29 protein-coding genes and 1 other RNA gene are annotated in these 26,980 nt (G+C 59.0%); 13 read left to right on the top strand and 17 right to left on the bottom strand.

Annotation, left to right across the window (positions count from 1 at the left end; all coding sequences use genetic code 11):
* Positions 1-33: 33 nt before the first annotated feature.
* The gene (gene argE / locus KGD89_RS01315) at positions 34-1,182 is read right to left on the bottom strand and encodes an acetylornithine deacetylase (RefSeq protein WP_025258024.1); all 1,149 of its coding nucleotides are present in this window, start codon (positions 1,180-1,182) and stop codon (positions 34-36) included.
* Positions 1,183-1,342: 160 nt separating this feature from the next.
* Between argE and KGD89_RS01310 the strand changes: the two genes are divergently transcribed.
* A complete protein-coding gene (locus KGD89_RS01310) occupies positions 1,343-2,710 on the top strand; it encodes a CYTH domain-containing protein (protein WP_025258023.1) in 1,368 nt (455 codons plus the stop codon).
* Positions 2,711-2,933: 223 nt separating this feature from the next.
* Here KGD89_RS01310 and KGD89_RS01305 read toward each other — a convergent pair whose 3' ends face one another.
* A complete protein-coding gene (locus KGD89_RS01305) occupies positions 2,934-3,404 on the bottom strand; it encodes an Lrp/AsnC family transcriptional regulator (RefSeq protein WP_025258022.1) in 471 nt (156 codons plus the stop codon).
* Positions 3,405-3,531: 127 nt separating this feature from the next.
* Between KGD89_RS01305 and KGD89_RS01300 the strand changes: the two genes are divergently transcribed.
* The 5 genes from KGD89_RS01300 to KGD89_RS01280 all read left to right on the top strand — a co-directional run bounded on the left by KGD89_RS01300 (position 3,532) and on the right by KGD89_RS01280 (position 7,575).
* Positions 3,532-3,879, top strand: a complete 348-nt coding sequence (locus KGD89_RS01300) for a hypothetical protein (RefSeq protein ID WP_025258021.1) — start codon at positions 3,532-3,534, stop codon at positions 3,877-3,879.
* Positions 3,880-3,989: 110 nt separating this feature from the next.
* A complete protein-coding gene (locus KGD89_RS01295) occupies positions 3,990-5,774 on the top strand; it encodes a GspE/PulE family protein (RefSeq protein ID WP_025258020.1) in 1,785 nt (594 codons plus the stop codon).
* A gap of 39 nt (positions 5,775-5,813) precedes the next feature.
* A complete protein-coding gene (locus KGD89_RS01290; RefSeq protein ID WP_025258019.1) occupies positions 5,814-6,734 on the top strand; it encodes an SPFH domain-containing protein in 921 nt (306 codons plus the stop codon).
* A 10-nt stretch (positions 6,735-6,744) separates the two neighbouring features.
* Positions 6,745-7,197, top strand: coding sequence for an NfeD family protein (locus tag KGD89_RS01285; RefSeq protein ID WP_025258018.1), 453 nt, complete (start codon positions 6,745-6,747; stop codon positions 7,195-7,197).
* Positions 7,198-7,254: 57 nt separating this feature from the next.
* Positions 7,255-7,575, top strand: a complete 321-nt coding sequence (locus KGD89_RS01280; protein ID WP_025258017.1) for a DUF2388 domain-containing protein — start codon at positions 7,255-7,257, stop codon at positions 7,573-7,575.
* 53 nt (positions 7,576-7,628) lie between these two features.
* Here KGD89_RS01280 and gcvH read toward each other — a convergent pair whose 3' ends face one another.
* The 8 genes from gcvH to KGD89_RS01240 all read right to left on the bottom strand — a co-directional run bounded on the left by gcvH (position 7,629) and on the right by KGD89_RS01240 (position 16,532).
* Entirely contained in the window at positions 7,629-8,015 is a 387-nt protein-coding gene (gene gcvH, locus KGD89_RS01275) for a glycine cleavage system protein GcvH (RefSeq protein WP_025258016.1), read from the bottom strand.
* Positions 8,016-8,060: 45 nt separating this feature from the next.
* Positions 8,061-9,143 (bottom strand): glycine cleavage system aminomethyltransferase GcvT, encoded by a 1,083-nt coding sequence (gcvT, locus tag KGD89_RS01270; RefSeq protein WP_025258015.1) that lies wholly within the window; start codon positions 9,141-9,143, stop codon positions 8,061-8,063.
* Positions 9,144-9,291: 148 nt separating this feature from the next.
* Positions 9,292-10,908, bottom strand: a complete 1,617-nt coding sequence (locus KGD89_RS01265) for an ABC transporter permease (RefSeq protein WP_025258014.1) — start codon at positions 10,906-10,908, stop codon at positions 9,292-9,294.
* A gap of 77 nt (positions 10,909-10,985) precedes the next feature.
* Positions 10,986-11,987 carry an extracellular solute-binding protein gene (locus tag KGD89_RS01260; RefSeq protein ID WP_025258013.1) on the bottom strand — a complete coding sequence of 334 codons (1,002 nt, stop codon included), beginning with the start codon at positions 11,985-11,987 and terminating at the stop codon, positions 10,986-10,988.
* 125 nt (positions 11,988-12,112) lie between these two features.
* On the bottom strand, positions 12,113-13,333 hold the full coding sequence (locus KGD89_RS01255; RefSeq protein ID WP_025258012.1) for a 2-octaprenyl-3-methyl-6-methoxy-1,4-benzoquinol hydroxylase: 1,221 nt from the start codon (positions 13,331-13,333) through the stop codon (positions 12,113-12,115).
* A gap of 51 nt (positions 13,334-13,384) precedes the next feature.
* Positions 13,385-14,572 carry a 2-octaprenyl-6-methoxyphenyl hydroxylase gene (gene ubiH, locus KGD89_RS01250; RefSeq protein WP_025258011.1) on the bottom strand — a complete coding sequence of 396 codons (1,188 nt, stop codon included), beginning with the start codon at positions 14,570-14,572 and terminating at the stop codon, positions 13,385-13,387.
* Positions 14,569-15,903 (bottom strand): Xaa-Pro aminopeptidase, encoded by a 1,335-nt coding sequence (pepP, locus tag KGD89_RS01245; protein WP_025258010.1) that lies wholly within the window; start codon positions 15,901-15,903, stop codon positions 14,569-14,571. The genes ubiH and pepP overlap by 4 nt, the downstream gene beginning before the upstream one ends.
* Positions 15,904-15,977: 74 nt before the next feature.
* A complete protein-coding gene (locus tag KGD89_RS01240) occupies positions 15,978-16,532 on the bottom strand; it encodes a YecA/YgfB family protein (protein WP_025258009.1) in 555 nt (184 codons plus the stop codon).
* A 148-nt stretch (positions 16,533-16,680) separates the two neighbouring features.
* On the opposite strand from KGD89_RS01240, the gene KGD89_RS01235 reads away from it, so the two are divergent.
* From KGD89_RS01235 to KGD89_RS01220, 4 genes are all read left to right on the top strand, one after another.
* On the top strand, positions 16,681-16,890 hold the full coding sequence (locus KGD89_RS01235) for a TIGR02449 family protein (protein WP_025258008.1): 210 nt from the start codon (positions 16,681-16,683) through the stop codon (positions 16,888-16,890).
* Positions 16,887-17,216 carry a cell division protein ZapA gene (locus KGD89_RS01230; RefSeq protein ID WP_025258007.1) on the top strand — a complete coding sequence of 110 codons (330 nt, stop codon included), beginning with the start codon at positions 16,887-16,889 and terminating at the stop codon, positions 17,214-17,216. The genes KGD89_RS01235 and KGD89_RS01230 overlap by 4 nt, the downstream gene beginning before the upstream one ends.
* 30 nt (positions 17,217-17,246) lie before the next feature.
* A non-coding RNA gene (gene ssrS / locus KGD89_RS01225) (6S RNA) lies at positions 17,247-17,425 on the top strand.
* Between the two features lie 91 nt (positions 17,426-17,516).
* Complete coding sequence (locus KGD89_RS01220; protein WP_025258006.1) at positions 17,517-18,137, top strand: 5-formyltetrahydrofolate cyclo-ligase; 621 nt, start codon at positions 17,517-17,519, stop codon at positions 18,135-18,137.
* Positions 18,138-18,188: 51 nt separating this feature from the next.
* Here KGD89_RS01220 and KGD89_RS01215 read toward each other — a convergent pair whose 3' ends face one another.
* The gene (locus tag KGD89_RS01215; RefSeq protein WP_038399728.1) at positions 18,189-18,341 is read right to left on the bottom strand and encodes a hypothetical protein; all 153 of its coding nucleotides are present in this window, start codon (positions 18,339-18,341) and stop codon (positions 18,189-18,191) included.
* A 188-nt stretch (positions 18,342-18,529) separates the two neighbouring features.
* Between KGD89_RS01215 and KGD89_RS01210 the strand changes: the two genes are divergently transcribed.
* Positions 18,530-18,979 carry an EVE domain-containing protein gene (locus KGD89_RS01210; RefSeq protein WP_025258005.1) on the top strand — a complete coding sequence of 150 codons (450 nt, stop codon included), beginning with the start codon at positions 18,530-18,532 and terminating at the stop codon, positions 18,977-18,979.
* 5 nt (positions 18,980-18,984) lie between these two features.
* On the opposite strand, the gene KGD89_RS01205 is transcribed toward KGD89_RS01210, so the two are convergent.
* Complete coding sequence (locus KGD89_RS01205; protein WP_025258004.1) at positions 18,985-19,392, bottom strand: flagellar basal body-associated protein FliL; 408 nt, start codon at positions 19,390-19,392, stop codon at positions 18,985-18,987.
* Positions 19,393-19,523: 131 nt separating this feature from the next.
* Between KGD89_RS01205 and KGD89_RS01200 the strand changes: the two genes are divergently transcribed.
* A complete protein-coding gene (locus KGD89_RS01200; RefSeq protein ID WP_025258003.1) occupies positions 19,524-20,501 on the top strand; it encodes an NADPH:quinone oxidoreductase family protein in 978 nt (325 codons plus the stop codon).
* Between the two features lie 88 nt (positions 20,502-20,589).
* Here the strand turns inward: KGD89_RS01200 and KGD89_RS01195 are convergent, their stop codons facing one another.
* Together KGD89_RS01195 and KGD89_RS01190 are read right to left on the bottom strand one after the other, a co-directional pair.
* Complete coding sequence (locus KGD89_RS01195; protein ID WP_038399727.1) at positions 20,590-21,234, bottom strand: energy transducer TonB; 645 nt, start codon at positions 21,232-21,234, stop codon at positions 20,590-20,592.
* On the bottom strand, positions 21,235-21,918 hold the full coding sequence (locus KGD89_RS01190; protein WP_025258001.1) for an energy transducer TonB: 684 nt from the start codon (positions 21,916-21,918) through the stop codon (positions 21,235-21,237).
* A 272-nt stretch (positions 21,919-22,190) separates the two neighbouring features.
* Here KGD89_RS01190 and glpT point away from each other — a divergent pair, with 272 nt between their 5' ends.
* Positions 22,191-23,528 carry a glycerol-3-phosphate transporter gene (gene glpT / locus KGD89_RS01185; protein ID WP_038399726.1) on the top strand — a complete coding sequence of 446 codons (1,338 nt, stop codon included), beginning with the start codon at positions 22,191-22,193 and terminating at the stop codon, positions 23,526-23,528.
* Between the two features lie 7 nt (positions 23,529-23,535).
* Here glpT and KGD89_RS01180 read toward each other — a convergent pair whose 3' ends face one another.
* The 3 genes from KGD89_RS01180 to ubiD all read right to left on the bottom strand — a co-directional run bounded on the left by KGD89_RS01180 (position 23,536) and on the right by ubiD (position 26,826).
* Complete coding sequence (locus tag KGD89_RS01180; RefSeq protein ID WP_025258000.1) at positions 23,536-24,210, bottom strand: gamma-glutamylcyclotransferase; 675 nt, start codon at positions 24,208-24,210, stop codon at positions 23,536-23,538.
* A gap of 181 nt (positions 24,211-24,391) precedes the next feature.
* On the bottom strand, positions 24,392-25,360 hold the full coding sequence (locus KGD89_RS01175; RefSeq protein ID WP_025257999.1) for a CDP-6-deoxy-delta-3,4-glucoseen reductase: 969 nt from the start codon (positions 25,358-25,360) through the stop codon (positions 24,392-24,394).
* On the bottom strand, positions 25,360-26,826 hold the full coding sequence (ubiD, locus tag KGD89_RS01170; protein ID WP_025257998.1) for a 4-hydroxy-3-polyprenylbenzoate decarboxylase: 1,467 nt from the start codon (positions 26,824-26,826) through the stop codon (positions 25,360-25,362). The genes KGD89_RS01175 and ubiD overlap by 1 nt, the downstream gene beginning before the upstream one ends.
* Positions 26,827-26,980: the final 154 nt, after the last annotated feature.

Raw genomic sequence — 26,980 nt, 5'->3', positions numbered from 1 at the left:
TCTCCTTCTCTGTGGGGTTGTGTCTGGCCCGGTTTACTGGGGGCTCAGGCAGTAATGCTGAATCAACTGACGCAACAGAACCACTGTAGGCTCCAGGCGTGACATTTCAAGGTACTCACCCGGCTGATGCGCGCAGGCGATGTCGCCAGGGCCCAGAACCAGTGTCTCGCAGCCAAGGCGCTGAAGATAAGGCGCTTCGGTGCCAAATGCTACTGCTGCAGCCGTATGACCTGTCAGACGTTCTGCAATGCGAACCAGTTCCGCATCCGCTGCCTGCTCGAACGGCGCGCACTCCGGGAACAGGGGTGCGTAATCGATCTGCACCTGATGCAGCTCGGCCAGCGGTTGCAGCTTTTGACGGATGGCGGCGCGCAGCGCATCGGGGTCCATGCCCGGCAATGGGCGCAAGTCGAACTCCAGCGAGCACTGGCCGCAAATCCGGTTCGGGTTATCGCCACCATGAATGCAGCCGAAGTTCATGGTCGGTTGCGGCACGCTGAACTGCGGGTTGCGGTATTCGCGCTGCCATTGCTGGCGCAGGCCCTTGAGTTCACTGATGGCGTCATGCATGGCTTCCAGCGCGCTATGCCCCAGGCTTGGGTCAGAGGAATGGCCGCTGCGCCCGAGAATCTCGATACGCTCCATCATCACGCCCTTGTGCAAGCGAATCGGCTTGAGCCCGGTGGGCTCGCCAATTACCGCTGCACGCCCCAGCGGCCGACCGGCCTCGGCCAAAGCTCGTGCGCCAGCCATGGAGCTTTCTTCGTCGCAGGTGGCAAGAATCAGCAGAGGCTGCTTGAACGGCTGATCGAGCAGGCCGCGCACGGCCTCGATCACCAGCGCGAAAAAACCCTTCATATCGCAACTGCCCAGCCCGACCCAGCGGCCATCGACCTCGGTCAGTTTCAGCGGATCGGTTTTCCACAGCGCTTCATCGAAAGGCACGGTATCGCTGTGTCCGGCCAGCACCAGCCCGCCGGGGCCCGAGCCATAAGTCGCCAGCAGGTTGAACTTGCCCGGCGAAACCTGCTGGATATCGCAGGCAAAGCCCAGATCGCCCAGCCACCCCGCCAACAGATCGATCACCGCACGGTTGGATTGATCCAGCGAAGGTTGGGTGCAGCTCACCGAAGGCACGGCAATCAACGCGGCGAACTGATCTTTCATGGACGGCAAGGGCATGTATGCTTCCTGTAATCGGGACGGAACACGGACCATCATAGGGCCATAGCACCTGCGGAATAAACCGTTGCGAGCCATGTCCTGTACACTGCCGCCCTCAGCAGCCGTCAATCATTGGCTGCGCTCCCGTCATCAGCATCAGCGTTTGGACTTCCCGGCCATGCAAAAAGAAACAGAAATCAAACTCCGCGTCAGCCGCGAGACCCTCGTTGCACTGCGCGAGCACCCCTTGTTGAAGAAACGCAACAAAAGTGGCTGGGAGCGTATCGAGCTGTCGAACCAGTATTTCGACACCCCTGAGCGTGATCTGGCCAAGGCCAGGGTCGCTCTGCGCATCCGTCGCGACGGCGATCAGATCATCCAGACCATGAAGACCCGTGGCCAAAGCGTGGCCGGCCTGTCCGAGCGCAACGAATTCAACTGGGATCTGGCCAAGGCCAAGCTGGACCTGAAAAAACTCGAAGGCGACTGCTGGCCCGAGCAACTGGCGGATCTGGACAAGAAAACCATCAAGCCACTGTTCACCACCGACTTCATTCGTGAAAAGGCAGAAATCTCCTGGGGCCGTGGCAAGACCAAGGTCGTGATCGAGGCTGCTCTGGACCTGGGCCAGGTCGTGGCCGGCAAGCAGAAAGAAGAAATCTGCGAACTGGAACTTGAGCTGCGCGAAGGCGAATCTGCCGCGCTCCTGGATCTGGCCGCTGAACTGGCCGCCACCCTGCCGTTGATGCCCTGCGATATCAGCAAGGCCGAACGCGGCTATCGCCTGTTCGATGCCAACAGCTACTCCCTGAGCCTGCCAGCACCGAAACTGGAAGCCGAAACACCACTGGACGATGCCTATGCGGCGCTGGCCTGGCATCTGTTGGGCAGCAGCCAGCGCCTGGCCGAGCAATATCGCTTCAACGGCCACTGGCGTCTGCTGCAGGAATGGGTCGAGTTGCTGGGGGAACTGCGTTCACTGACCAGCAGCCTGGGCCAGGCTGCGCCTCGCGCCTCTACCGCACAACTGCGAGCCGCGCTGGATGCCCTGCTGGAAGACTGGCGCCCGCTGGTACAGGCCGGTCAGGAAGATGAAGACGTACGCGGCGCAGCTCACGAGCAATTTCTCGATGAGTTGCTGGACACCCGTTGGGGCGAGTTCTCGCTGAACACTTCGCGCTGGCTGCTGAACCGCAGCTGGACCGCCGAGCGCAGCAACCGCGGCAACCGCCAGGGCGCAGCGCTGTTGGCAAGCTGGCTGCCACGCCTGCTCGCCGACGAAGCGACCGCTCTGCAACTGGGCCGCTACCAGCAGCAACCCGAAGACCTGGCCGAGCAATTGCCACGCATCGAACGCATCCAGGTCTGGCTGCACTGGGCACGTGGCGCACTGGACCTGCCGGAACTGGATCGTCTGTATGGCGAATTGAACAAGCTGGAGCAACTGGCCCACCAGGACATCAGTGATGAGGTCCTCGATGCTCGCGTACAACAGGCGCTGACCGTATTCCAGAGCCGCGTCTGGAAGCTTCTGTTGCGTATGTGATGCATCATTTTCGCGAATGAATTGGCCCCTACAACCGTACAGACCGTGTGAAAACGTAGCGAGCGAAGGTCAGGCAAAGCGAAAACAGGCGAGGAACGGTCGGAGTCGCGCTCGACTTTACTGGCTGTAAATGAGCATTCCGAGCCTGTTTTCAACGCAGCATGACCGAGCGCAGTAGTTTTCACACGGTCTGTGAAGGAGCGACTTCAGTCGCGAAGAAACCCTACTTCACAATCGGCAAACTGGTTGTGGACTTGATCTCGGATAACGCCACGGTCGAGTTCACTTCCTGAATCCCCGGCACCAGCGACAGTTTTTCAAAGAAAAACCGCTCATACGCCTCGATATCCGACGTCACGATGCGCAGCAGGAAATCCACCGAGCCCATCAGCACGTAACACTCCAGCACTTCAGGGAAGCCGCGGATCGAATCGGTGAATTCGGTGAAATTCGAGCGCCCGTGGGCGTTGAGTTTGACCTCGGCAAAGATCTGCGTGTTGAGGCCGATTTTCTTGCGGTCCAGCAGTGTCACATTGCGCCGTATCACGCCCTCATCCTTCAGCCGCTGTATACGCCGCCAGCAGGGCGACTGCGACAAACCCACTTTCTCTGCAACCTGGGCACTGGAGAGCGAGGCATCCTCTTGTAGCAATGCCAGTATCTTGCGGTCGTAAGCATCCAGCTCAACTTGCATAAACAATCCCTTTAAAATCCATATTGCGCATTAATAATTCCAAAAAACCCTAAACCTATTGATCATAGACCAGAAATTTCCGTTTCGGCGTGCAAGAATTCCTCCACTCAATACAGGAGAGCCCAGTATGCCCAACCTTGAAGCCATTGCAGCATCAGAACTTCGCCCGGACACCTGGTCACCTGCCAACATGTCCTGTAGCGCACGCTATCAGGTGCTGGCCGAAGCCGAACCGGCGCTGCTGTGTCAGGTCCTGAACCTGTTTGCCCTGCAATACCTGACACCGCAGAACGTCATTGTTTCACGGCAGGACGGGTTGCTGGCCATCGATGTAGCAGTCGACGGGCTAAGCTGGCATCGAGCTCAGGTGATTGGCGAAAAAATGCGCAATCTGATCGATGTATGCTCGGTGGAACTGGAGCAAATCCACGCCCAGCAAGCCGCTCATCAACATGTTGCACTGGTCGCTGGCTGAAGTGTCTCGCAAACATTCGTAATTCCTGGTCGCATAGAGAGCTCAACACTGGCACGCTTGAAGACTATTCTTGCTCATCGTCCGATGATGAATTGCCTCAAGGAGCGCGCATGGCAGTCCTCGCCCCATCGTCACAGGATCGCTGGCTCGATCTGAACGACCTGCTACGTGATCTGGTCGCCCAAGGCGTCCTGAGTCAGAACGACGCAGAAACAGCCCTCACCCAGCGCCGTAGCGCGGCCAATATCCAGCTTCATCCGCTGGAGTTCATTGCGACCCTGCAGTTCGATGACCTCAAGCGCGCAGGCAAGAAGCTCGACCTGGAAACCCTGACCAACTGGCTCGCACAGCAATGTGACCAGCCGTATATGCGTATCGATCCGCTGAAAATCAATGTCGCGGCCGTTATGCCCTTGATGTCGTATGCCTTTGCCCAGCGACACAAAATCCTCGCCGTGGCCGTGGATCGCGAATCCGTGACCATCGCCAGCGCGCAACCTTATGTGCGCGCCTGGGAAGAGGACCTGGCCCATGTGCTGAAGCTGACTATCAAGCGCGTGGTGGCCAACCCGGTCGATATCCAGCGCGTGACGGTGGAGTTCTTCAGGCTGGCGAAATCTGTCAGCGGTGCCAATGCGACAGATCTGAAAACCAGCAACATGGGCAACTTCGAACAACTGCTCAAGCTGGGTGCCAGCGATCAGGAACCCGACGCCAACGACGCGCATATCGTCAATATCGTGGACTGGCTGTTCCAGTACGCTTTCCAGCAACGCGCCAGCGATATCCATATCGAGCCACGCCGCGAGCAAGGCACCGTGCGTTTTCGTATCGATGGCGTGCTGCATAACGTCTACCAGTTCCCGTCACAGGTCACCATGGCGGTGGTCAGCCGCCTGAAAAGCCTGGGCCGGATGAACGTCGCGGAAAAGCGCAAGCCGCAGGACGGCAGGGTCAAGACCACCACGCCCGATGGCGGCGAAGTGGAATTACGGCTCTCGACCCTGCCCACCGCGTTCGGCGAAAAAATGGTGATGCGGATCTTCGACCCCGAAGTGCTGCTCAAGGATTTCGATCAGTTGGGCTTCTCCAGCGATGACTTGCGACGCTGGCAGGGCATGACCAATCAGCCCAACGGCATCATTCTGGTCACCGGCCCGACCGGTTCGGGCAAGACCACCACGCTCTACACCACACTCAAGAAGCTGGCGACCTCCGAGGTCAATCTGTGCACCATCGAAGACCCCATCGAGATGGTGGAACCCGCCTTCAATCAGATGCAGGTCCAGCACAATATCGACCTGTCCTTCGCCAGTGGTGTGCGAGCCCTGATGCGGCAGGATCCGGACATCATCATGATCGGCGAGATTCGTGACCTGGAAACCGCAGAGATGGCGATTCAGGCCGCGCTGACCGGCCACCTGGTGCTCTCGACCCTGCACACCAACGATGCCCCCAGCGCCATCAGCCGTATGCTGGAGCTCGGCGTACCGCATTACCTGCTCAAGGCCACCATTCTGGGTGTCATGGCGCAACGTCTGGTGCGTACCTTGTGCCCGCACTGCAAGGCTCCGATCAACCTGAATGAAACCGACTGGCAGACCCTGACACGCCCCTGGCAGGCTCCCGTGCCAAGCGGCGCACATCAGGCCGTCGGCTGTGTGGAATGTCGTGAAACAGGTTACCGTGGACGCGCCGGCGTCTACGAGATCATGCTTATGTCCGACAGCGTCAAAGCCTTGATCAGCGCCGACCTGGACCTGACCGCCATGCGTCGGCAGGCCTTCAAGGAGGGCATGCGCAGCCTGCGATTGTCCGGCGCGCAAAAAGTCTCGGCAGGGCTGACGACCCTGGAGGAAGTGCTGCGTGTCACGCCACAGAGCGAGCAGCGCTAAAGAAACGAACTCAACATCAGAAATCGACAGGGAAAGGTTATGCAAATCGGCAGTGTAGTGCTGTTATTCGTAGGTTTGGCAGTTGCGATTGTCTTCATGGGCTTCAAGGTTGTGCCGCAAGGCTTCCAGTGGACGGTTGAGCGCTTTGGGCGCTACACGACCACCCTGAAACCGGGCCTTAATATCATTGTGCCCGTGATGGACCGCATCGGGCACAAGATCAACGTCATGGAAAGTGTGCTGGATATTCCACCCCAGGAAGTCATCACCGCCGACAACGCCACCGTGCAGATCGATGCCGTATGTTTCTTTCAGGTGGTCAACACGGCACAGGCCGCTTATGAGGTGAACAACCTCGAACACGCCATCCGCAACCTGCTGCAAACCAACATCCGTACCGTGCTCGGCTCCATGGAGCTGGATGCGATGCTCAGTCAGCGTGACAACATCAACGAGCGCCTGCTGCGCACGGTCGATGAAGCCACCGCGCCCTGGGGCATCAAGATCACCCGTATCGAAATCAAGGACATCAGCCCACCCGCAGACCTGATGGCGGCGATGTCCGGCCAGATGAAGGCCGAGCGGATCAAGCGTGCGCAAATCCTGGAAGCCGAAGGCTTGCGCGCCTCTGCGATTCTTACCGCTGAGGGCAAGAAGCAGGCGCAGATCCTGGAAGCCGAGGGTGGTCGTCAGGCCGCATTTCTGGAGGCTGAAGCCCGGGAACGTCAGGCCGAAGCTGAAGCGCGGGCCACCCAAGTGGTATCCGAAGCGATTGCTGGCGGAAACGTACAGGCCATCAACTACTTCGTCGCCCAGAAGTACGTCGAGACACTGGGCAAACTGGCCTCTGCCAATAACAGCAAAGTCATCCTGATGCCGCTGGAGGCCAGCCAGGTGATCGGTGCGGTGGGCGGGATCGGAGAAATCGTCAAAGCCACCTTCAACAACCCGAAAGCCTGAGGCAAGGACGATGAATTTCCTGCAAAACCTGTCGGCCTGGGACTGGCTCGGGCTGGGCACGGTGCTGTTGATCTTTGAGGTGTTCGGTGCAGGCGGGTATCTGCTGTGGATCGGCATTGCGGCAGCATCGGTCGGCGTCCTGACTTTCGTCATGCCCGGCATGCCATGGGCCTTGCAGTTTCTGCTTTTCGCCCTGTTTTCCGTGCTGACTGCCGCCTATTGGTGGCATCGGCAACGCAGCGTGGCCCGTCCATCGGATCAGCCAGGGCTGAACATGCGCGGGCAGGAACTGATAGGGCGCACCTTCACCGTCCAGACCGCCATTGTCGATGGAAGGGGCAAGATCAAGGCGGCTGACAGCGTCTGGATCGTGACAGGACCGGACGCGCCTGAGGGCAGCCTGGTCAAGGTCATTGGTCAGGACGGTGTGATCTTGAAGGTCGAGGCCCTCGACTTAAATTGAACTCATGTGCTGCTCCGGCTATCCAACCCCTCAGAACAACCACAGTCGGAGTACACCATGCGTCTCAAACTTGCTGTCATCACATGTGCCTTACTGTCACTTCCGGTCGGTTCAGCGATGGCCGACGGTTTCTGGCGTAACGTGATTTCTTCCGGTGCCACCACCGGTTCGACTTACCTGACCTTCAAGGATCACAAGCTGATCGTCGCCGCACAGGATGACGCAGGCAGCTTCGTCGCCAGCAATGGCGGCATCCGCGGCCCATTCCTGGAAGCGGCTATCCAGCAGGTGCGCACTGACAATCCTGGCCTGAAAGCCACGGACATGGAACTGGCCAACGCGATTCTGGCCAAGAACCTGGTCGCTGAAAACCAGTAATCGGCCCCATGAAAAATGCCGCTCATTCGAGCGGCATTTTTTTGCCCCGGGGGTTACTCGCCGATGGCGTTTTTGTAACCGGCAGCATCCAGCAGTTTTGCCAGATCGGCGGTGGCATCGCTTGGCTTGAGCTTGAAGATCCAGGCTTCGTACGGAGTGCTGTTCAGCAATTCCGGAGCGTCGGCCAATTCTTCATTGACCGCAATGACTTCGCCCGCAACAGGCGAGTAGATATCGGAAGCAGCCTTGACCGACTCGACCACACCAGCAGCGTCAGTGGCGGCGAAAACCTTGCCCACTTCCGGCAGCTCGACGAACACCACATCGCCCAGCGCTTCCTGAGCATGATCGGAGATACCCACGGTTACCGTGCCGTCGGATTCCAGACGCGCCCATTCGTGGCTTTCGGCAAAACGCAGTTCGGCGGGAATATTGCTCATTTAGTCATCCTCTACATCGAGTCAGCGGAAAACCCGCCAGATAGGTTAGATCAGGGTTTTGCCATGACGTACAAACGCTGGCTGCACGACACGCACCGGATACCATTTGCCGCGGATTTCGACTTCGGCCCGGTCGCCAGTCGCCATCGGAACACGTGCCAGGGCAATCGATTTGCTTAGCGTAGGAGAGAAACTACCACTGGTGATCTCTCCTTCGCCAATTTCTGCGATACGCACGACCTGACGCGCCCGCAACACGCCGCGCTCTTCGAGCACCAGCCCCACCAGTTTCGAGGCCACGCCTGCGGCACGCTCGCTTTCCAGTGCATCGCGACCGATGAAATCACGCTCTGCCGGCTCCCACGCAATGGTCCAGGCCATGTTCGAGACGAGCGGCGAAGCGTTTTCGTCGATGTCCTGCCCATACAGGTTCATGCCTGCCTCAAGACGCAATGTGTCTCGTGCGCCCAGACCGACAGGGGAAATGCCTGCGCCGACCAGATCGTTGAAAAAACCGGGAGCCTGCTCGGCTGGCAGCATGATTTCCAGACCGTCTTCACCGGTGTAGCCGGTGCGGGCAATGAACCAGTCGCCATCGTCACGGGCTTCAAAATACTTGAGCTGATGAATGGTTTCGGCGCGAGCGCTGGACACCAGTTCGGCAATCCGGCTTCTGGCCCGTGGCCCTTGAATTGCCAGCATGGACAGCCCCGTGCGCTCGATCAGTTGCACATCGAAACCGGTGAGGTGCGATTGCATCCAGGCCATGTCCTTGGCACCGGTTGCCGCATTGACCACCAGGCGATAACCGCTGGCGGTGAGGTAGACGATCATGTCGTCGACGATACCGCCACGGGTATCGAGCATGGCGCTGTACAACGCACGTCCCGGACTTTTCAGCCGTTCTACGTCGTTGGCCAGCAGGTAACGCAACCAGGCCTTTGCCTGACTGCCCATGACATCGATCACATGCATGTGAGAGACATCGAACACTCCGCAATCGCGGCGTACCTGATGATGCTCTTCGACTTGCGATCCGTAATGCAACGGCATGTCCCAGCCACCAAAATCGACCATCTTCGCGCCAAGCGCGAGGTGCAGGTCAAAGAGTGGGGTACGCTGTCCCATGGGTTTCTCCTTCCGGGCGTGGCGAAGGTGCGGACAGGCAGATCAAAGGCAAGCCCCTCGTGAATAGAGGTATGCAGCAAATGACAGCGCGCCGAACGGTCTGACAGACCGCACCGATTGCGGCGCATTGTAGCCGTATGGGGAGTGACTAACCAATCTGACGCGCCGAGCGCCGGATCAACCCGATCACGGGCAACAGCCCGACCAGCACCAGCGTCAAGGCCGGCAGGGCCGCACGCGCCCATTCCCCTTCGCTGGTCATCTCGAAGATACGCACAGCAAGGGTATCCCAGCCAAAAGGACGCATGAGCAAGGTGGCAGGCATCTCCTTGAGCACGTCGACGAAGACCAGAAGCGCCGCGCTCAATGCACCCGGCACCAGCAGCGGCAGATACACTTTGAAAAACAACTTTGGTCCACTGACACCCAGACTGCGAGCAGCCTCCGGCAGCGAAGGACGAATCCGCGACAAGCTGTTTTCCAGCGGCCCATAGGCCACTGCAATGAAGCGCACCAGATAGGCCAGCACCAGAGCCGACAGACTGCCCAGCAGCAAAGGTTTGCCAGCCCCGCCCAGCCAACCGGAAAGCGGGATAACCAGTTGCCGGTCCAGGTAACTGAAGGCCAGCATGATCGAAACAGCCAGTACCGAACCGGGCAGTGCATAGCCGAGATTGGCCAGGCTTACGCCGGAGCGAATCACCGGAGTGGGCGCCATGCGTCGGGCAAAAACCAGAATCAGCGCCACGCCGACGGTTATAAGCGCAGCGATGCCGCCCAGATACAGCGTATGCAGGATCAGGCCGGTATAACGCTCATCCAGGTCGAAACGGCCCCGCTGCCAGACCCAGACGATCAACTGCAGCATGGGCACGGCAAAGGCGCAGATGAAAACCAGACCGCACCAGCCACTGGCCGCCAGCGCTTTAATACCCCGCAGGTGGTAGAGCGCCTTGCCTCGCGGTCGTTCGTTGGTCGTGCGGCTGGCCCCACGGGCGCGGCGTTCGCCATAGAGCACCACCATCACCGCCAGCAGCAACAGGCTCGCCAGCTGCGCCGCGCTGGACAGGCTGAAGAACCCGTACCAGGTCTTGTAGATCGCGGTGGTGAACGTATCGAAGTTGAATACCGACACCGCGCCGAAATCCGCCAGGGTTTCCATCAGCGCCAGCGCCACACCGGCGCCGATTGCAGGACGCGCCATGGGCAGCGCCACCCGCCAGAAAGCCTGCAACGGCGATTGCCCCAGCACCCGCGCAGCTTCCATCAGGCCTTTGCCCTGGGCCAGGAATGCCGTGCGCGCCAGCAGATAGACGTAGGGATAGAACACCAGCACCAGAACGATGATCACCCCGCCCGTGGAGCGCACACGAGGCAGTCGCAGGCCGCTGCCGAACCATTCCCGCATCAGGGTTTGCACCGGACCGGAGAAATCCAGCAGGCCGACAAAGACAAAGGCAAGCACATACGCCGGAATCGCGAACGGCAGCATCAAGGCCCAGTCCAGCCAGCGCCTGCCGGGAAACTCGCAGAGGCTGGTCAGCCACGCCAGACTGACGCCCAACACCGTGACACCGACGCCAACCCCCAGTACCAGGATCAGCGTATTGCTCAGCAGGCGAACCATCTGGGTTTCCAGCAGATGGGACCAGATCTCCCGGTCGATGGTCTCCCAGGACAGCAACAGCACGCTCAGCGGCAGCAGCACCAAAGCGGCGATGGCAAAAACCAGGGGATACCAGCGGCGTTGGACGGGATGGGCCAAGGGGGATTCTCAAAAATCATGGAGAACCTCGTAGGAGCGAATGAATTCGCCACTACGAGGGTGTGGCGGGTATTAAATCAATTCCAGCCAGCACGATCCATCATGCGAATCGCTTCGGCCTGACGCTTGCCCGCCACTTCGACCGGAATGGTGTCAGCCTTGAACGCGCCCCAGCTCGCAACCTCTGCCGATGGCGCGACTTTCGGGTTGGCCGGAAACTCCTGGTTAGTACCGGAAAAGATGGTTTGTGCCTCTGGCCCCGTCATCCACTCCACCAGCGCCTTGGCAGCTTCGGGGTGTGGTGCATGCCTGGTCAGGCCGATACCCGACAGGTTGACGTGTACGCCGCGGTCCGACTGGTTCGGCCAGAACAGCTTCACCGCCAGGTCCGGGTTTTCCTTGTGCAGGCGACCGTAGTAGTAGGTGTTGACGATACCGACGTCGCATTGCCCGGCATTGATTGCCTCAAGCACCGCGATGTCATCGGAGAACACATCGGTGGACAGGTTATTGACCCAACCCTTGAGAATCTTCTCGGATGCTTCGGCGCCATGGGTTTCGATCAGGGTCGCCGTCAGGGACTGGTTATAGACTTTCTTGGCCGTGCGCAGGCACAGGCGCCCTTCCCAGTTCTTGTCTGCCAGGGCTTCGTAAGTGCTCAGTTCGGCAGGCTTGACGCGATCCGTCGAGTAGGCGATGGTCCGCGCCCGCAGGCTCAGGCCGGTCCAGGCATGGCTGGAGGAACGATATTGGGGCGGGATATTGGCGTCGATCACCGGCGAGGTGAACGGCTGGAGAATCCCCATCTGCTCGGCCTGCCAGAGGTTACCGGCATCGACGGTCAGCAGCAGGTCAGCCGTGGCGTTTTCGCCTTCGGCCTTGATGCGCTGCATCAGCGGGGCTTCCTTGTCGGTAATGAACTTGATCTTCACACCGGTCTTGGCCGTGTAGGCATCGAAGACAGGCTTGATCAGCTCATCGATACGCGATGAGTACACCACGACCTCATCGGCAGCCTGGGCAGTGCTGCCGAGCACGGTCAGTGTCAAAGCAGCCAGAAGACGCTTGCTAGCCTGCATGGGAGTCTCTCGCGTTCAAAAAATGAGGCGAAATGGTAGTTAATCCCATTTTCGATCACAATCGAACTACCACCCGAGGCGTTACCAGATGTTTCAAACCCCTGTAGGAACGAATTCATTCGCCCCTACAGGCGGGCAAGTTCCGGGAGCTCTCCGGACAATCCCAACGCTTCGCGCACGAACATGGCCTTGGCTTCCGGCATCTGGTTGACCAGCTTCAAACCCGTGTTGCGCAACCAGCGCAACGGCAGCGGATTGGCCTGGAACAGGCGCTCGAAACCTTCCATGGCCGCCATCAATGACAGGTTGTGAGGCATGCGGCGGCGCTCGTAACGGCCGAGCACACGGACATCGGCCAGCCGCTCACCACGCTCAGCGGCATGCAGCAACACTTCAGCCAGTACGGCAGCATCGAGAAAGCCCAGGTTCACGCCCTGACCGGCCAGCGGGTGAATGGTGTGGGCGGCATCGCCAATCAGCGCCAGCCCCGGCGCGACATAGCGCTTGGCGTGACGCTGACGCAACGGCACACACACTCGCGGGTCGGCAGTCAGCACCTGCCCCAGACGGCCCTCGAAAGCCCGCTCCAGTTCGCGGCAGAAGGTTTCGTCATCCAGCGCCATCAGGCGCTCGGCTTCAAGCGGCGTCACCGACCAGACGATGGAACACCAGTGCTCTTCTTCATGCTCCAGCGGCAGGAACGCCAGCGGACCATCGTCGGTAAAACGCTGCCAGGCGGTCTTGCGATGGGAGTCGGCCGTTCGCACGCTGGTGACGATGGCGTGATGCAGATAATCCCACTCGCGGGTCGGTGTGCCTGTCAGGCGGCGTACAGCCGAATTGGCACCATCGGCAGCAATGACCAGCGGCGCACGCAACTGGCGACCGTCGGCCAGGGTCAGCAGCCAGTCGTCACCGGAATGACGCATGTGCTCCAGACGGGCATTGGCCAGTAAACCGATATCGCTGTCGTGCAGTCGTTCCAGCAGAGCGTCCTGCACCACACGGTTCTCGACGATATGACCCAGCACTTCAGCATGCACGCTGGACGCTGAGAAATGGATTTCGCCAGTGCCGCTGCCGTCCCACACATGCATCTGCCCATAAGGGCTGACGCGACGGGCGGTGATGCCTTCCCAGACATCAAGACGCTGCAGAATCCGCTGGCTGGCTGCCGACAGAGCACTGACGCGGGGCTCGAAGGACGATTGCGAGTCGAAGGGTTTGACGCTCAGCGGGCCGCCATCGACCACCACCACATCCAGGCCGCTGCCCTGCAAGGCCAATGCAAGGGCGCTGCCGACCATTCCGGCTCCGACAATCAGCACATCTGCGCGGGTTTCCATGCTTAGATCGTTCTCGCTTGCGGCCGTGGCCGTGTTCTGAAAGTTTGTGGGTCACACATCGGATCGAGTCCCCAGGCCCATGGCCTGACGGGCGAACCAGCGTTTGGCGGGCGGCAGCAGGTCCAGCCCCAGCAACCCCAGGTTGCGGCCTGCGGTGACCACAGGCTGTGTGCTGCCGAACAGGCGGGTGACCTTGTCGGAAAAGCCCACGGTCATCTGTTGATCGAGGCGTTGCCTTTCACGATAGGCCAACAAAGTCGCCAGATCACCCGGCGACTTGTCGCTTTCCAGCAATGCTTCAGCCAGGGCGTCGGCATCACGAAGCGACAGGTTGAACCCCTGACCGGCAATCGGGTGCAGGCTGTGGGCGGCATTGCCCAGCACGACCAGATGCGAACGAACCTGCTCTTCGGCTTCCACCAGGGAAAGCGGATACACATGCCGCGAACCGACCTGACGCAAGGTGCCCAGGCGGTAACCGAATACATTCTGCAGTTCACTGAGGAAGCTGCGGTCATCCAGCGCCGCAAGCCGCTGGGTGTCGTTGCCCTTGCGGGTCCAGACCAGCGCGCAGCGATTTTCCGGCAATGGCAACAGAGCCATGGGACCGTCATCGGTGAAGCGCTCGAACGCCTGTCCGCAATGGGCTTCGCTCGGGGTGATGTTGGCGATCAAGGCGCTCTGATCATAAGAGCGTTCGCGCACGCCAATACCCAACTGTTCGCGCAGGCTGGAGCGGCCACCATCGGCCAGCACCGCCAGATCACATTCCAGTTCGGTTTCGTCATTGAGGGTCAATCGATAGCCGCCGGCCAGGGCCTGCATGTGCGTAACCTCGGCGGGCACGCGCCATGTCACGACCTCCCGATCCAGCCCCGCCCACAAGCATTGGCCCAGCCAGGCGTTTTCCACCACATAACCCAGCGCCGGCACGCCTTCTTCCATGGCAGCAAGACGGGTCGCACCGAAGCGCCCGCGATCGGACACCTGAATCTGCATGATGGGTTCGGCGCGCCGGGTAATCTGATGCCACAGGCCAAGGCGTTCATAAATGCGCCGCGCCCCGAACGACAGCGCCGAAGAGCGTGCATCGTAGCTGGGCTGATAGCTGTCGCCGGGGGCGAAAGGTTCGATCAGGACGATTTTCCAACCGCGCGCCTTGGCGCCCGCCTGCAAGGCCAGAGCGAGGCTGGCACCCACCAGACCGCCACCGATGATGGCAAGATTGAAGCGGCTCATGCGACCTGAGCCTGTGCAGCGGCCATCAGGGCCTCGATTTCAGCGACAGTCTTGGGCACGCCGCCAGAAAGAATTTCACACCCCTTCTTGGTCACCACTACGTCATCCTCGATTCGCACACCGATACCTCGCCATTTTTTCGCGACGTTCTGATTGTCGGGAGAGACATAAATCCCAGGCTCCACGGTCAGCGCCATGCCGACCTCCAGTACCCGCCATTCGCCGCCGACCTTGTATTCGCCGACATCATGCACATCCATGCCCAGCCAGTGCCCGGCACGGTGCATATAGAACGGCTTGTACGCTTCGGTCTCGATCAACTCGTCCACATCGCCCTGCAACAGGCCCAACTCAACCAGCCCGGCAGTAATAACCCTGACCGTCGCCTCGTGTGCCTGGTTCCAGTGCTTGCCCGGTCCGATGGCCGCGAACGCCGCTTCCTGAGACTTGAGCACCAGTTCGTAGATTGCCTTCTGCTCTGCCGAGAATGTCCCGCTGACCGGAAAGGTGCGAGTGATGTCGCTGGCATAGCAGTCGATCTCGCAACCGGCGTCGATCAACACCAGATCGCCCTCCTTGAGCGGCGCGTCGTTCTGCTGATAGTGCAGGATGCAGGCATTACGGCCCGACGCGACGATGGACCCGTAGGCCGGCATCCTTGCCCCGCCCTTGCGAAACTCGTAATCCAGCTCGGCTTCCAGGCTGAATTCATATAGCCCCGCACGGCTGGCCTGCATCGCCCGGATATGGGCGCGTGCAGAAATCTGTGCTGCCTCACGCATGACCTTCACTTCCGCTGCCGATTTATACAGGCGCATGTCGTGAAGCAGATGATCCAGCGCAACGAACTCGTTCGGCGGCTGCGCACCCAGGTGCGCCTTGGAGCGAATGGTGTTGATCCACTCCATCAGATGCCGGTCGAATTCAGGGTTGCTGCCCATGGCCGAGTAAACCCGCTCGCGCCCTTCGATCAGGCCCGGCAGGATGTCGTCGATATCGTTGATCGGAAACGCATCATCTGCACCGAAATCACGAATGGCGCCTTCCTGGCCTGCACGCAGGCCATCCCACAACTCGCGCTCCGGGTTGCGTTCACGACAAAACAGCACGTACTCGCCATATTCACGCCCCGGAATCAACACCACCACAGCTTCGGGCTCGGGAAAGCCGCTCAGGTACTGGAAATCGCTGTCCTGCCGGTAGACATGCTCGACATCACGATTGCGAATCGCAACAGCCGCGGCCGGAAGAATGGCGATGCTGTTGGGCACCATCTGGGCCATCAGGGCCTTGCGTCGGCGGGCGTATTCGGACTTCGGGATAGAGATCATGGGCAGACGGGGTCCCTTGGTGGAGCGAGCCGGTCAGGTCTGTAGAAACCCTGCCGGCGCGCCGTGATGAGCAATCAGTGCAGGGAAGGCTTGGGCTGTGGCGCAACGGCCTTGCTGCACTCGGTGAACAGCAGCAGTGGTGCGACGCGCAGGTATTCCATGACTTCCATGTAATCGCTTTCGCCGTCTTCGGATTCTTCCAGTGCATCCTGAACCTGAGCGATTGCAGCCAAGTCCTGTAACACTTCAGTGGCTTCGATGCTCAGCACCGCATCTCCGACCGCCAGGCCAAAGCCCGACAGGAAACCCTGGCACCATTGACCCAGTGCAGCAGCGCGCTCGGTCAGCGGCTCGTCATCGCCGGGCAGCAACAGCACGACCGTCATGTCATCGCCGGTGAGTTCGCCCTTGACCATCTCCTGCAAGCCAATCAGCGCCTGGCGAACATTGTCCTCAGGCTCGGTTTCAAGCAGTACGGAAGCATCGGCAAACCAGCCTTCGCTATCGAAGCCGGCACCGGCACAACTGCGCCCCAGCAACAGGCCGTGCAGTTCGGCAGGGGAAACAGGATGACCACTGGTATTGAGCAGAGTGGCAAATGCTTTGTACGGGGAATTCTGAATGGGCATGGGCAGCTAGTCGCCAAACGGCGCAATGTCTAGAATGAAGGCCTTGTATCCTAGACTATCCGCGCAACAAGATCATCAACACGGCGGTTAGAGGCAGTGGCGTTACCTCACTCCGTGCCATTCATCAGAAAGTATTCAGTGGAAAACAATGGAAGACACCGATCTGCAAGCCCTGATGAACCGGTTGGAATTGCTGCTCAAACACATTGAGCAACTTAAAAGCCAAAATGCACTCCTATTAGCTCAGGAAAAATCCTGGCGCGAGGAACGCGCCCACCTCATCGAAAAGAACGAAATCGCCCGGCAGAAGGTCGAGTCCATGATTTCGCGCCTCAAGGCCCTGGAGCAAGACTCATGAGTAATGGCAACAGCGTTACCGTTCAAATCCTCGACAAGGAATATTCGATCATTTGCCCTCAGGAAGAGCGCACCAACCTGGTCAGCGCCGCCCGCTACCTGGATGGCAAGATGCGTGAAATCCGCAGCAGCGGCAAAGTGATTGGCGCAGACCGCATTGCGGTCATGGCTGCCCTGAACATCACTCACGACCTGCTGCACAAACAGAATCTGCCTGACGTGCAAACCAGCGGTTCGACCCGCGAACAGGTGCGCGACTTGCTGGAAAGAGTCGATCTGGTGCTGGCCACAGACACCCCGACAACACCCGATTCACCTCGTAGCTGATTATTTGCAGACGTTTCTGTATACTTGCGCCGCTCCCTGGAGTGCTTGCCAGTCGGTCATGTCCCTGAGCCGATACGCACAACCACGGGGGTTGCACGTTGGGGTCGGTGTGCATGTCCGCTTGACGGAAAGCCTTAAGACCTCCTGCAATCACCACCTTGAACTTTCGGGTTCAAGGGCTACACCGACAGCGGTTCGTCGGGGAGTCCTCATTCAATCCATTGCCAGTCCAGCTGTCTGGCAATGTCGATTCCGTATCTGGTTTCAACCTCACGGATCAGCCTGCATGACCTTGCGCTCATGACCAGCAACCCGACAATCACACGCCCGCAACTGCGCCGCCAGCTACGCAAGGCGCGTCGTGCCTTGAGTCCTGGCCAGCAACGCGCAGCCGCTCGCGGCCTGTATCGCCAACTGGCACAACATCCCCTGTTTCGCCGCGCCCGGCATGTCTCGCTGTATCTGCCCATGGACGGCGAGATCGATCCCCGGCTTTTGCTGCGGGCCGCCCAACGTCGGGGCAAGGCGACTTATCTGCCGGTGCTCGATGCCTGGCCACGTACCAAGATGGTTTTCCAGCGCGTGCGCCCTGGCGAGAAATTCATCCCCAACCGTTTTCGCATCCCGGAGCCGCGTATCAATCGCGCACGGCAACGCAGGATCTGGGCACTGGATCTGATCCTGATGCCTCTGGTCGGATTCGATGACGAAGGCGGACGCCTGGGAATGGGCGGCGGTTTCTATGACCGCAGCCTGGCGTATCTGGCACGCCGAAAAACCTGGAAAAAACCGCTGCTGCTGGGCTTGGCCCATGAGTGTCAGAAAGTCGAACGGCTCGCGCAGGCAAGCTGGGATGTTCCGCTGCAAGGCACGGTATCGGACAGCCGCTGGTATCTGGCACAACAGGAAGAAGAGAAGTGACGCGACGGGAGCTACAGGCATAGCCCCCGGAAAAGAAAGAAGCTTAAAGCATCAATGCCGCCCGGGCACCTTTTGTTGCTGCTGAGTGATCTCGACAGGTGCATCCACCTTGTTGGCCCACAGGCTCTGCGCATAACCGGTAGTCACGATACCCAAGCCGAACAATGCCACTAAAACCCACAGTAAATCCGGCTTGCGTTTCATTGACTGCCCTCCTTCGACAAATCAATACGCTGCCAACAGCCGCTCTCGTAAAGGCCATGTAACAGCAGGGTGCTTAAAAAGGCGGCATTTTGCGATAACGTGAACCAGTACGCAAATAGTGGCGCCAACCGACTGTCGGTTTGTCATAAAAACATCCCGATGGTGTGTATTTCCATGGAGAACACCCGATGGCCTATTGGCTGATGAAGTCAGAACCCGACGAACTCTCGATCAGTGACCTGCAACGCCTCGACAAAACCCGCTGGGATGGCGTGCGCAACTATCAGGCCCGCAACTTCCTGCGCAGCATGGCGGTGGGTGACGAGTTCTTTTTCTATCACTCCAGTTGCCCGGAGCCAGGAATTGCCGGTATCGGCAGGATTATCGAGGCGGCCTACCCGGACCCCACGGCCCTTGAGCCGGAAAGTCACTACTTCGACGCCAAGGCCAGCGCCGAAAAGAATCCATGGAGCGCAATCGATGTCGCCTTCGTGGAAATCTTCCCGAAAATTTTGGGGCTGGGTTACCTGAAACAACAAGCGACGCTTGAACAACTGCCTCTCGTGCAGAAAGGCAGCCGACTGTCTGTGATGCCCGTGACCGCCGAACAATGGTCGGCGATCCTGGCACTGCGCTGAGGGCGTTACTGAACGATAAAGTTGTTGAACAGCAAGTCTTCAACAATCGGCTTGCCCTCTTCACTGGTCATGACTTGCTGGACCTGCTTGAGTGCTTCCTGACGAATCTTTTCCTTCGCATCGGCGCTGCTCATGGAATCGACGGTCTGTTGGGTAAACAGGGCAACCAGCAGATTACGGATCAGCGGGTCATTACGCTTGACCGCCGCCTGGGCATCGGCGCCGGTAACGCGCAGGGCGATATCAGCCTTGTAGACGCGCAACTTCGGTCCGCCATCAAGGGCATAGTTACCCACAAACGGAGGCGTCAGAGACACATAAGCCGCCTTGGGCTCGCCTTCACCTTCTTTGGCTTCTTCCTGCGCCAGGGCAGGCAACGACAAGGCCAACAACATCAAGATCCACGCTTTCACAGTCCACTCCTTAATACGGGTTGCCCGCGTAGGTTACAGCTTATACACGCTTATAAGGCCGGGCCATGCTCATTGACCCGAAAACCTGCATATCCGACCTTATCGGCCATTACTGGAAAAGGAATAGCCCGATGAAAGCCCTGCTGTGCAAAGCCTTCGGTCCTGCCGACACCCTGGTCCTGGAAAACGTCGACAGCCCCGTCATCAAGAAGAACGAAATCCTGCTCGATGTACAGGCTGCTGGCGTCAACTTCCCGGACACGCTGATCATCGAAGGCAAATACCAGTTCAAGCCGCCTTTCCCGTTTTCACCGGGCGGCGAAGCAGCAGGCATCATCTCGCAGGTCGGTGAAAAGATAACCCACCTCAAACCCGGCGACCGGGTCATGGCCCTCACCGGCTGGGGCAGTTTCGCCGAGCAGGTTGCCGTAGCGGGCTACAACGTACTGCCGATCCCGGAAGCCATGGACTTCACCACCGCCGCCGCTTTCAGCATGACCTACGGCACCTCCATGCACGCCCTCAAACAACGCGCCAACCTGCAACCCGGCGAAACCCTGCTGGTGCTCGGAGCCTCCGGCGGCGTGGGCCTCGCCGCCGTGGAAATCGGCAAAGCCCTAGGGGCTCGCGTCATTGCTGCCGCCAGCAGCGCCGAAAAACTTGAAGTCGCCAGAAATGCCGGCGCAGACGAACTCATCAACTACAGCGAAACCAGCCTCAAGGACGAAGTGAAACGCCTGACAGCAGGCAACGGCGTCGACGTCATCTACGACCCGGTCGGCGGCGACCTCTTCGACCAGGCCGTACGCACCCTCGCCTGGAACGGCCGCCTGCTGGTGGTCGGCTTCGCCAGTGGCCGCATCCCCGAACTGCCTGTAAACCTCGCCTTGTTGAAAGGCGCATCCGTAGTAGGCGTATTCTGGGGCTCTTTCGCACAAAGACAACCTCAAGACAATGCCGCGAACTTCAAGCAACTGTTTGGCTGGTATGCAGAAGGAAAGTTGAAACCACTGGTATCGCAGGTTTATCCGCTGGAAAGAGGGGCAGAGGCGATTGAAGTGTTGGGGAAAAGGAGTGCGGTGGGGAAGGTGGTTGTAGCGGTGGCATGACTCTTCAAACCGGAAGCACTTCAGATGTTTGATCGCGAATGAATTCGCTCTCACACACGTTGGAGCGAATTCATTCGCGAAATCCCGCCTACAAATTCCGCCTGACACTCTCTGGAAGGTAATCCACATATTTTCTTTGAGGATTTTGCTGGCAGTTTTTCAGGATGCCCGGAATCGCGTTAATAAACTCCATCACCAGCGCCTCGCGTGCATCGCCTGGAAGAAACGGATAGATGACATTGCCACTGGAAAGATAGAACTCCGTCCGGGCCAGGGTTTCAGCCTCATGAGAGCGACCGCTTTTGCGCCAGTTGCTCTCCACTTCCTCGTTGAGCTGACGGCATGACACCTTCTTTAACTCGACATTGGCTGTCAGCGACGGTTCTTTATGCGGTCTTCCTAAAAAGCGGTAAGTGACTTTTACTGCCTCCCCCTCTGGATTGGAGGCGGATGGCGTCCAGGGCTCGAAGCGCCATTGCTCAACAGCCTTTTTGGTCGCTGCCACGAATCGGGGCTCGGTCGCATCAAGCACCTCAAGGAACCGAACCCCTCCATCGGCCTGAATGAAGATCCGTACAACGACCTCTCCTTTTGCAGAGGAACCGATCAGCTCTTCTGGATACTCGATGTCCGGCATAGACAGTGGCACCGGGTAGGAGCCTGCCGCGGTGACACACCCCACAAACAAAAGACCTGTAAACAGCACACCAAACCCATGGAACCTGCTCGGCATTCACAAGGCTCCTTGCAATGCGCCAGGCACATCGTCTGACTGTGCCAGCCCACTCAACAGGCTCTTGATAGAAACAGGAAGGTAGTCGCCATACCTGTGCTCTGGATTAAGCCGGCAGCTTTTCACAATCTCTGGAACCAACCGCCCCAACTGCTCAAGCAAGAGCTTACGCTCATCCTCGCTACGCAGAAGAGCCGCGTAGCTACTGAATAAAAACTGACCGGTGTACCAGAACACGTCGACTTTATTTAACGGCTCTTCCGGAAAGTCTCTGTTTTGCGTATCAACTTCGTTATTCAAATAGGCACAGCGGATATTGCTCAGGCCGACATCGACCTCCTGATTGAAGTGGCTGTTTCCGTGAGAGCCAAAAATGACAGGGATCATGATGCTGATTTGCGGTGGGGCGCCCACGGTTCCAGCCCATGGGCGATAGCGCCATTGAGCCAAAGCCCCCACAGCAGCCTCAGTCAATTGTGGATGCCCGCTCTCTATCGCCCGAACGTCCTGCACATTCCCGCCAGAACTCACCACCAACTGAACCCGTACCTTTCCGGTGTATCGGCTTCTGATCAATGCTGGCGGATATACAGGCTTGGGGGTAAACAGGGGGACAATCAAGGCATCGGCAGACTGCACCGAAAGAGGCAGCAAAAGAACAAAAACAAACGCAATAAACCTCATACACACCCCCTGAAAACCGCGATATGAACGCCTGCATGGCGTAGTGACCGCGATAGTAGAAGGCTCCCTCAGTGCTCATAAGGACATGCAATCCCATTCAAACGTAGGAGCAATCCCAAAAAAAAATGACGGCATCTACCCAAACAAGATGTTCACAAAAGAACACGAACAACCTCACATTTCCTATGCAACTTTCGGAAAAAGCGCTGCTTTTTTCTGTAACGAAAATGTAATATTCGCTTTCGCAAAAAATAAAAACCCGGAGCGTCTGCATGTTTGCGTTTTTCCGCCCTGCCAAGCACATGGCACCCATCCCCGAAGAAAAGGTCGATAGCACTTACCGTCGTCTGCGCTGGCAGATCTTCGCCGGTATTTTCATCGGCTATGCCGGTTACTACCTGCTGCGCAAGAACTTCTCCCTGGCGATGCCTTACCTGATCGAAGAAGGCTACACACGCGGGCAGTTGGGTGTTGCCATGTCGGCCATCGCGATTGCCTACGGCTTGTCGAAATTCCTGATGGGGCTGGTTTCGGACCGCTCCAACCCGCGCTATTTCCTGCCGTTCGGGTTGCTGGTGTCGGCCGGGGTGATGTTCATTTTCGGTTTCGCGCCCTGGGCGACGTCCAGTGTCACGATCATGTTTGTGCTGCTGTTCATAAACGGCTGGGCACAAGGCATGGGCTGGCCGCCGAGCGGGCGGACGATGGTGCACTGGTGGTCGCAGAAAGAGCGCGGCGGTGTGGTTTCGGTCTGGAACGTGGCCCATAACGTGGGTGGCGGTCTGATCGGCCCGCTGTTCCTGCTGGGCATGGGCTGGACCAACGACTGGCACGCCGCATTCTATGTGCCGGCAGCCGTGGCTCTGCTGGTGGCGGTCTTCGCCTTCGCAACCATGCGCGACACCCCGCAATCGGTTGGCCTGCCGCCCATCGAGCACTACAAGAACGATTATCCGGAAGGCTACGACGCCAGCCATGAAGAAGAATTCAGCGCCAGGGAAATCTTCGTCAAATACGTGCTGCGCAACAAACTGCTGTGGTACATCGCCCTGGCTAACGTGTTCGTCTATCTGCTGCGCTATGGCGTGCTGGACTGGGCACCGACCTACCTGAAAGAAGCCAAGCACTTCACGGTCGACAAGACCTCATGGGCCTATTTCCTGTACGAGTGGGCCGGTATTCCTGGCACGCTGCTGTGCGGCTGGATGTCGGACAAGATCTTCAAGGGCAACCGCGGCCTGACCGGTATGGTGTTCATGTTCCTGGTGACCATCGCCACGCTGGTGTACTGGCTGAACCCGGAAGGCAACCCGACCGTCGACATGATCGCTCTGGTTTCCATCGGCTTCCTGATCTACGGCCCGGTGATGCTGATCGGTCTGCAGGCACTGGAACTGGCGCCCAAGAAAGCAGCCGGTACTGCGGCAGGTTTCACAGGGTTGTTCGGTTACCTGGGCGGCTCGGTCGCAGCAAGCGCGGCGATGGGCTACACCGTTGACCACTTCGGCTGGGATGGCGGTTTTGTGCTGCTGATCAGTGCGTGCATCCTGGCTATGGCGTTCCTTGCGCCAACGCTACGTCACAAACAGGTTGCCAGCACGTCTCGGTAAGCCTGAGTCAAAGCGTAACCGGGTTGGACCGGCAACGCTTCAGCCGCGCCTCCAGATTCAGATCTGGCATGGCGTGGCTGCGCAAGGCGTTGGCGGTCTGCTCGACGTAATCACGAGTCGTGCCATACCGCCCGCTTGCGCTGGCCAGTACCTGGCTCAGCACACTGTCCGGCAGGTTGCCCGCATAGCTGGGCAAATGCCTCTCCAGCACAAATCCCAACGCCTGAACCTGTGTGCCATCTTCAAGACGGCAGCTCAGCCAGTGCGGGCGATAAGAGGGATAAGGCATTTCGCGCTGCCAGAGCGCGAACAGGGAGTCTTCAAGGCATTCATCCGGCAAGCGGTAGGCGAACCCCGTGCAGGAGCCGCCACGGTCCAGGCCGAATACCAGGCCAGGCACTTCGGGTGTGCCCCGATGTTCGTGGGACCACAGGTACAAGCCGCGATGGTAGCCATATACCCGTGCGCGCTGACGCTCGACAGCCTTGCATTCAGGGCGCCAGATCAGCGAGCCATAAGCGAACAGCCAGACAGGGCCGCCCTTGTGGCGACGCAGGGTGGCGTTCATCGAGGCGAGCAGTTGCTCGCGGGTGAGTTGCGGGCCAAGATCGATTACTGGCGGATATTTCAGACCAAGGCCGTCATGCACGGCCGCCGCCAATTCATTGATTGGATTGTCCATTTGCCTCCCTGACAGCCTGACTGTCAGTCATAACCGAGCCTTGAGGACCCGCTCATGGATAAGCGGCGTCAAGGTATCGCGGTACGGGTGCTGCTACAGGCCTGAGCCTGTGTTTTCATCGCTATAAGCTATAAGCGATTGAAAAAAATTGCAATCCAGTTACAAGGCCGCCAGTCAGAAGCTATGGACGAGGCGCGTAGGCAAAGACATCAGCACGCATCTGATGAGCGTCCATTCCGGCACCGACCAAGGCATCCAGCGTCGCGTAGATCATGGCCGGAGAGCCGCTGCCGTAGACATGGATCGAGGACAGGTCGCTGATGTCGTCGCGTACGGCTTCATGCAACATCCCGCAGCGCCCTTCCCAGCCGCACAGATCACTGACGACCTTGTGCAGGAACAGATTCGGCAGCGTGGCCCATTCGTCCCACTGACGAATTTCGTAAAAGTCCTCGGGACGGCGCACGCCCCAGTACAGATGCACTGGATGGCTGAAGCCCTTGGCGCGGCAATGCTCGATCAGGCTGCTCATCTGCGCCATACCCGTGCCAGCCGCGATCAGTACCAGTGGGCCGTCGGGCAGATCGGCAAGGTGGGTATCGCCAAGAGGTAGCTCGACCCGCGCCATGGCATTGCGTTGAAGCTGTTCGATCAGCGTGCGAGCACTGGCCTCACGAACCAGCACGTGCAATTCCAGGTCGCGCCCCTTGTGAGGCGCCGAAGCCAGCGAGAAGGCTGACTTTTCACCGTTCTCGCGCTCGATCATCAGGTATTGCCCGGCGTGATAGCGGGGCAGCTTGCCAGCCGGCGCCCTCAGACCGACCCGCCAGACATCGCCGCCCACTTCAACGCACTCGCTGAGCTGGCAGGCAAACTTGCGCACCGGCAACTGACCAAGGGGCAGGACCGCATCCCACAGCACTTCGCAGGTTTCCAGCGGCTCTGCCAGGCAGGTGTAGATTTCACCGTGGGTCAGCTCATCGCTGGCCTGTTTCACGCGCCCCTGCACCAGCAGCGCCGAGCAGACATGACAATTACCGTTGCGGCAGCTCTGTGGACATTCATAGCCCAGGCGCTGTGCAGCATCGAGAATCCGCTCGCCCGGCAGGGTTTCCAGCACTGCACCCGACGGCTGCAACGTTACACGCATCAATCTATTCCCAGTTGATTCCAGATTTCATCGACCCGACGTGTAGTCGCCTCGTCCTTGACGATAGCCCGGCCCCACTCACGTGTGGTTTCGCCCGGCCACTTATGCGTCGCATCAAGCCCCATCTTGGAACCCAGACCGGAAACCGGTGAAGCGAAGTCCAGGTAATCGATCGGCGTATTTTCGATCATTACCGTGTCGCGCTTGGGGTCCATGCGCGTGGTAATGGCCCAGATCACGTCGTTCCAGTCGCGAGCGTTGATGTCGTCGTCGGTGACAATAACGAACTTGGTGTACATGAACTGTCGCAGGAACGACCAGACACCCAGCATCACGCGCTTGGCATGGCCCGGGTACTGCTTTTTGATGGTCACGACGGCCATGCGATAGGAACAGCCTTCGGGCGGCAGGTAGAAGTCGATGATTTCCGGAAACTGCTTTTGCAGGATCGGTACGAACACTTCGTTCAGCGCCACGCCCAGAATCGCCGGCTCATCCGGCGGACGACCGGTGTAAGTGCTGTGATAGATCGGCTTGATCCGGTGCGTAATACGCTCGACGGTGAACACCGGGAAGCTGTCCACTTCGTTGTAATAACCGGTGTGGTCGCCATAAGGCCCCTCATCAGCCATTTCACCGGGATGGATCACGCCCTCAAGGACGATTTCGGCACTGGAAGGCACTTGCAGGTTGTTGCCACGGCACTTGATCAGTTCGGTGCGAGTGCCGCGCAGCAGGCCTGCAAACGCATATTCGGACAAGCTGTCAGGCACCGGCGTCACGGCACCCAGAATGGTCGCCGGGTCCGCGCCCAGGGCAACGGCTACAGGGAACGGCTCGCCGGGATGCTTGATGCACCATTCCTTGAAGTCCAGCGCGCCGCCGCGATGGCTGAGCCAGCGCATGATGACCTTGTTGCGACCGATCACCTGCTGGCGATAGATGCCCAGGTTCTGGCGCTCCTTGTTAGGACCGCGCGTAACTGTCAGGCCCCAGGTGATCAGCGGCGCAACGTCGCCAGGCCAGCAGGTCTGGACAGGCAGCATGTTCAGGTCGACGTCATCGCCTTCGATGACGATCTCCTGGCACGGCGCATCCTTGACCACTTTGGGGGCCATGGAGATGACTTTCTTGAAGATAGGCAGCTTTGACCAGGCGTCTTTGAGGCCTTTGGGCGGCTCCGGCTCCTTGAGGAAAGCCAGCAACTTGCCGATTTCCCGCAGCTCGTCGACAGATTCGGCGCCCATGCCCATGGCGACCCGCTCCGGCGTTCCGAAGAGGTTGCCCAGCACCGGGATGTCAAAACCGACCGGCTTTTCAAACAACAGGGCCGGGCCTTTGGCGCGCAGCGTACGGTCGCAGATTTCAGTCATTTCCAGCACAGGGGAAATGGGCATCTGAATGCGTTTCAACTCTCCGCGCTGCTCAAGCTGCTGCACGAAATCCCTTAGGTCCTTGAATTTCATTAACCTGGCCACTTATTCAAATAGGTGCACATCGTACCTGCTCTGCAGATTCGTGGCAGCCATGAGCAGGCACAGGAGTGAATTTATTCTGGAAAGTGGAGCGGGACAACGACGTGAGTGTCATTTGCGGGAGGCAGCTTGCTGGCGAAAGGTT

Origin of the sequence: Pseudomonas cichorii, from assembly GCF_018343775.1 — a bacterium.
Lineage (GTDB): Bacteria > Pseudomonadota > Gammaproteobacteria > Pseudomonadales > Pseudomonadaceae > Aquipseudomonas > Aquipseudomonas cichorii.
Note: the sequence above shows the minus strand (reverse complement) of the source record. Positions and strands in the feature narration are given on the sequence as shown.

Coding starts and splice junctions, on each gene's coding strand:
- argE (WP_025258024.1), bottom strand. CDS start 1,182: ATGCCCTTGCCGTCCATGAAAGATCAGTTCGCCGCGTTGATTGCCGTG.
- KGD89_RS01310 (WP_025258023.1), top strand. CDS start 1,343: ATGCAAAAAGAAACAGAAATCAAACTCCGCGTCAGCCGCGAGACCCTC.
- KGD89_RS01305 (WP_025258022.1), bottom strand. CDS start 3,404: ATGCAAGTTGAGCTGGATGCTTACGACCGCAAGATACTGGCATTGCTA.
- KGD89_RS01300 (WP_025258021.1), top strand. CDS start 3,532: ATGCCCAACCTTGAAGCCATTGCAGCATCAGAACTTCGCCCGGACACC.
- KGD89_RS01295 (WP_025258020.1), top strand. CDS start 3,990: ATGGCAGTCCTCGCCCCATCGTCACAGGATCGCTGGCTCGATCTGAAC.
- KGD89_RS01290 (WP_025258019.1), top strand. CDS start 5,814: ATGCAAATCGGCAGTGTAGTGCTGTTATTCGTAGGTTTGGCAGTTGCG.
- KGD89_RS01285 (WP_025258018.1), top strand. CDS start 6,745: ATGAATTTCCTGCAAAACCTGTCGGCCTGGGACTGGCTCGGGCTGGGC.
- KGD89_RS01280 (WP_025258017.1), top strand. CDS start 7,255: ATGCGTCTCAAACTTGCTGTCATCACATGTGCCTTACTGTCACTTCCG.
- gcvH (WP_025258016.1), bottom strand. CDS start 8,015: ATGAGCAATATTCCCGCCGAACTGCGTTTTGCCGAAAGCCACGAATGG.
- gcvT (WP_025258015.1), bottom strand. CDS start 9,143: ATGGGACAGCGTACCCCACTCTTTGACCTGCACCTCGCGCTTGGCGCG.
- KGD89_RS01260 (WP_025258013.1), bottom strand. CDS start 11,987: ATGCAGGCTAGCAAGCGTCTTCTGGCTGCTTTGACACTGACCGTGCTC.
- KGD89_RS01255 (WP_025258012.1), bottom strand. CDS start 13,333: ATGGAAACCCGCGCAGATGTGCTGATTGTCGGAGCCGGAATGGTCGGC.
- ubiH (WP_025258011.1), bottom strand. CDS start 14,572: ATGAGCCGCTTCAATCTTGCCATCATCGGTGGCGGTCTGGTGGGTGCC.
- pepP (WP_025258010.1), bottom strand. CDS start 15,903: ATGATCTCTATCCCGAAGTCCGAATACGCCCGCCGACGCAAGGCCCTG.
- KGD89_RS01240 (WP_025258009.1), bottom strand. CDS start 16,532: ATGCCCATTCAGAATTCCCCGTACAAAGCATTTGCCACTCTGCTCAAT.
- KGD89_RS01235 (WP_025258008.1), top strand. CDS start 16,681: ATGGAAGACACCGATCTGCAAGCCCTGATGAACCGGTTGGAATTGCTG.
- KGD89_RS01230 (WP_025258007.1), top strand. CDS start 16,887: ATGAGTAATGGCAACAGCGTTACCGTTCAAATCCTCGACAAGGAATAT.
- KGD89_RS01220 (WP_025258006.1), top strand. CDS start 17,517: ATGACCAGCAACCCGACAATCACACGCCCGCAACTGCGCCGCCAGCTA.
- KGD89_RS01215 (WP_038399728.1), bottom strand. CDS start 18,341: ATGAAACGCAAGCCGGATTTACTGTGGGTTTTAGTGGCATTGTTCGGC.
- KGD89_RS01210 (WP_025258005.1), top strand. CDS start 18,530: ATGGCCTATTGGCTGATGAAGTCAGAACCCGACGAACTCTCGATCAGT.
- KGD89_RS01200 (WP_025258003.1), top strand. CDS start 19,524: ATGAAAGCCCTGCTGTGCAAAGCCTTCGGTCCTGCCGACACCCTGGTC.
- KGD89_RS01195 (WP_038399727.1), bottom strand. CDS start 21,234: ATGCCGAGCAGGTTCCATGGGTTTGGTGTGCTGTTTACAGGTCTTTTG.
- KGD89_RS01190 (WP_025258001.1), bottom strand. CDS start 21,918: ATGAGGTTTATTGCGTTTGTTTTTGTTCTTTTGCTGCCTCTTTCGGTG.
- glpT (WP_038399726.1), top strand. CDS start 22,191: ATGTTTGCGTTTTTCCGCCCTGCCAAGCACATGGCACCCATCCCCGAA.
- KGD89_RS01180 (WP_025258000.1), bottom strand. CDS start 24,210: ATGGACAATCCAATCAATGAATTGGCGGCGGCCGTGCATGACGGCCTT.
- KGD89_RS01175 (WP_025257999.1), bottom strand. CDS start 25,360: ATGCGTGTAACGTTGCAGCCGTCGGGTGCAGTGCTGGAAACCCTGCCG.
- ubiD (WP_025257998.1), bottom strand. CDS start 26,826: ATGAAATTCAAGGACCTAAGGGATTTCGTGCAGCAGCTTGAGCAGCGC.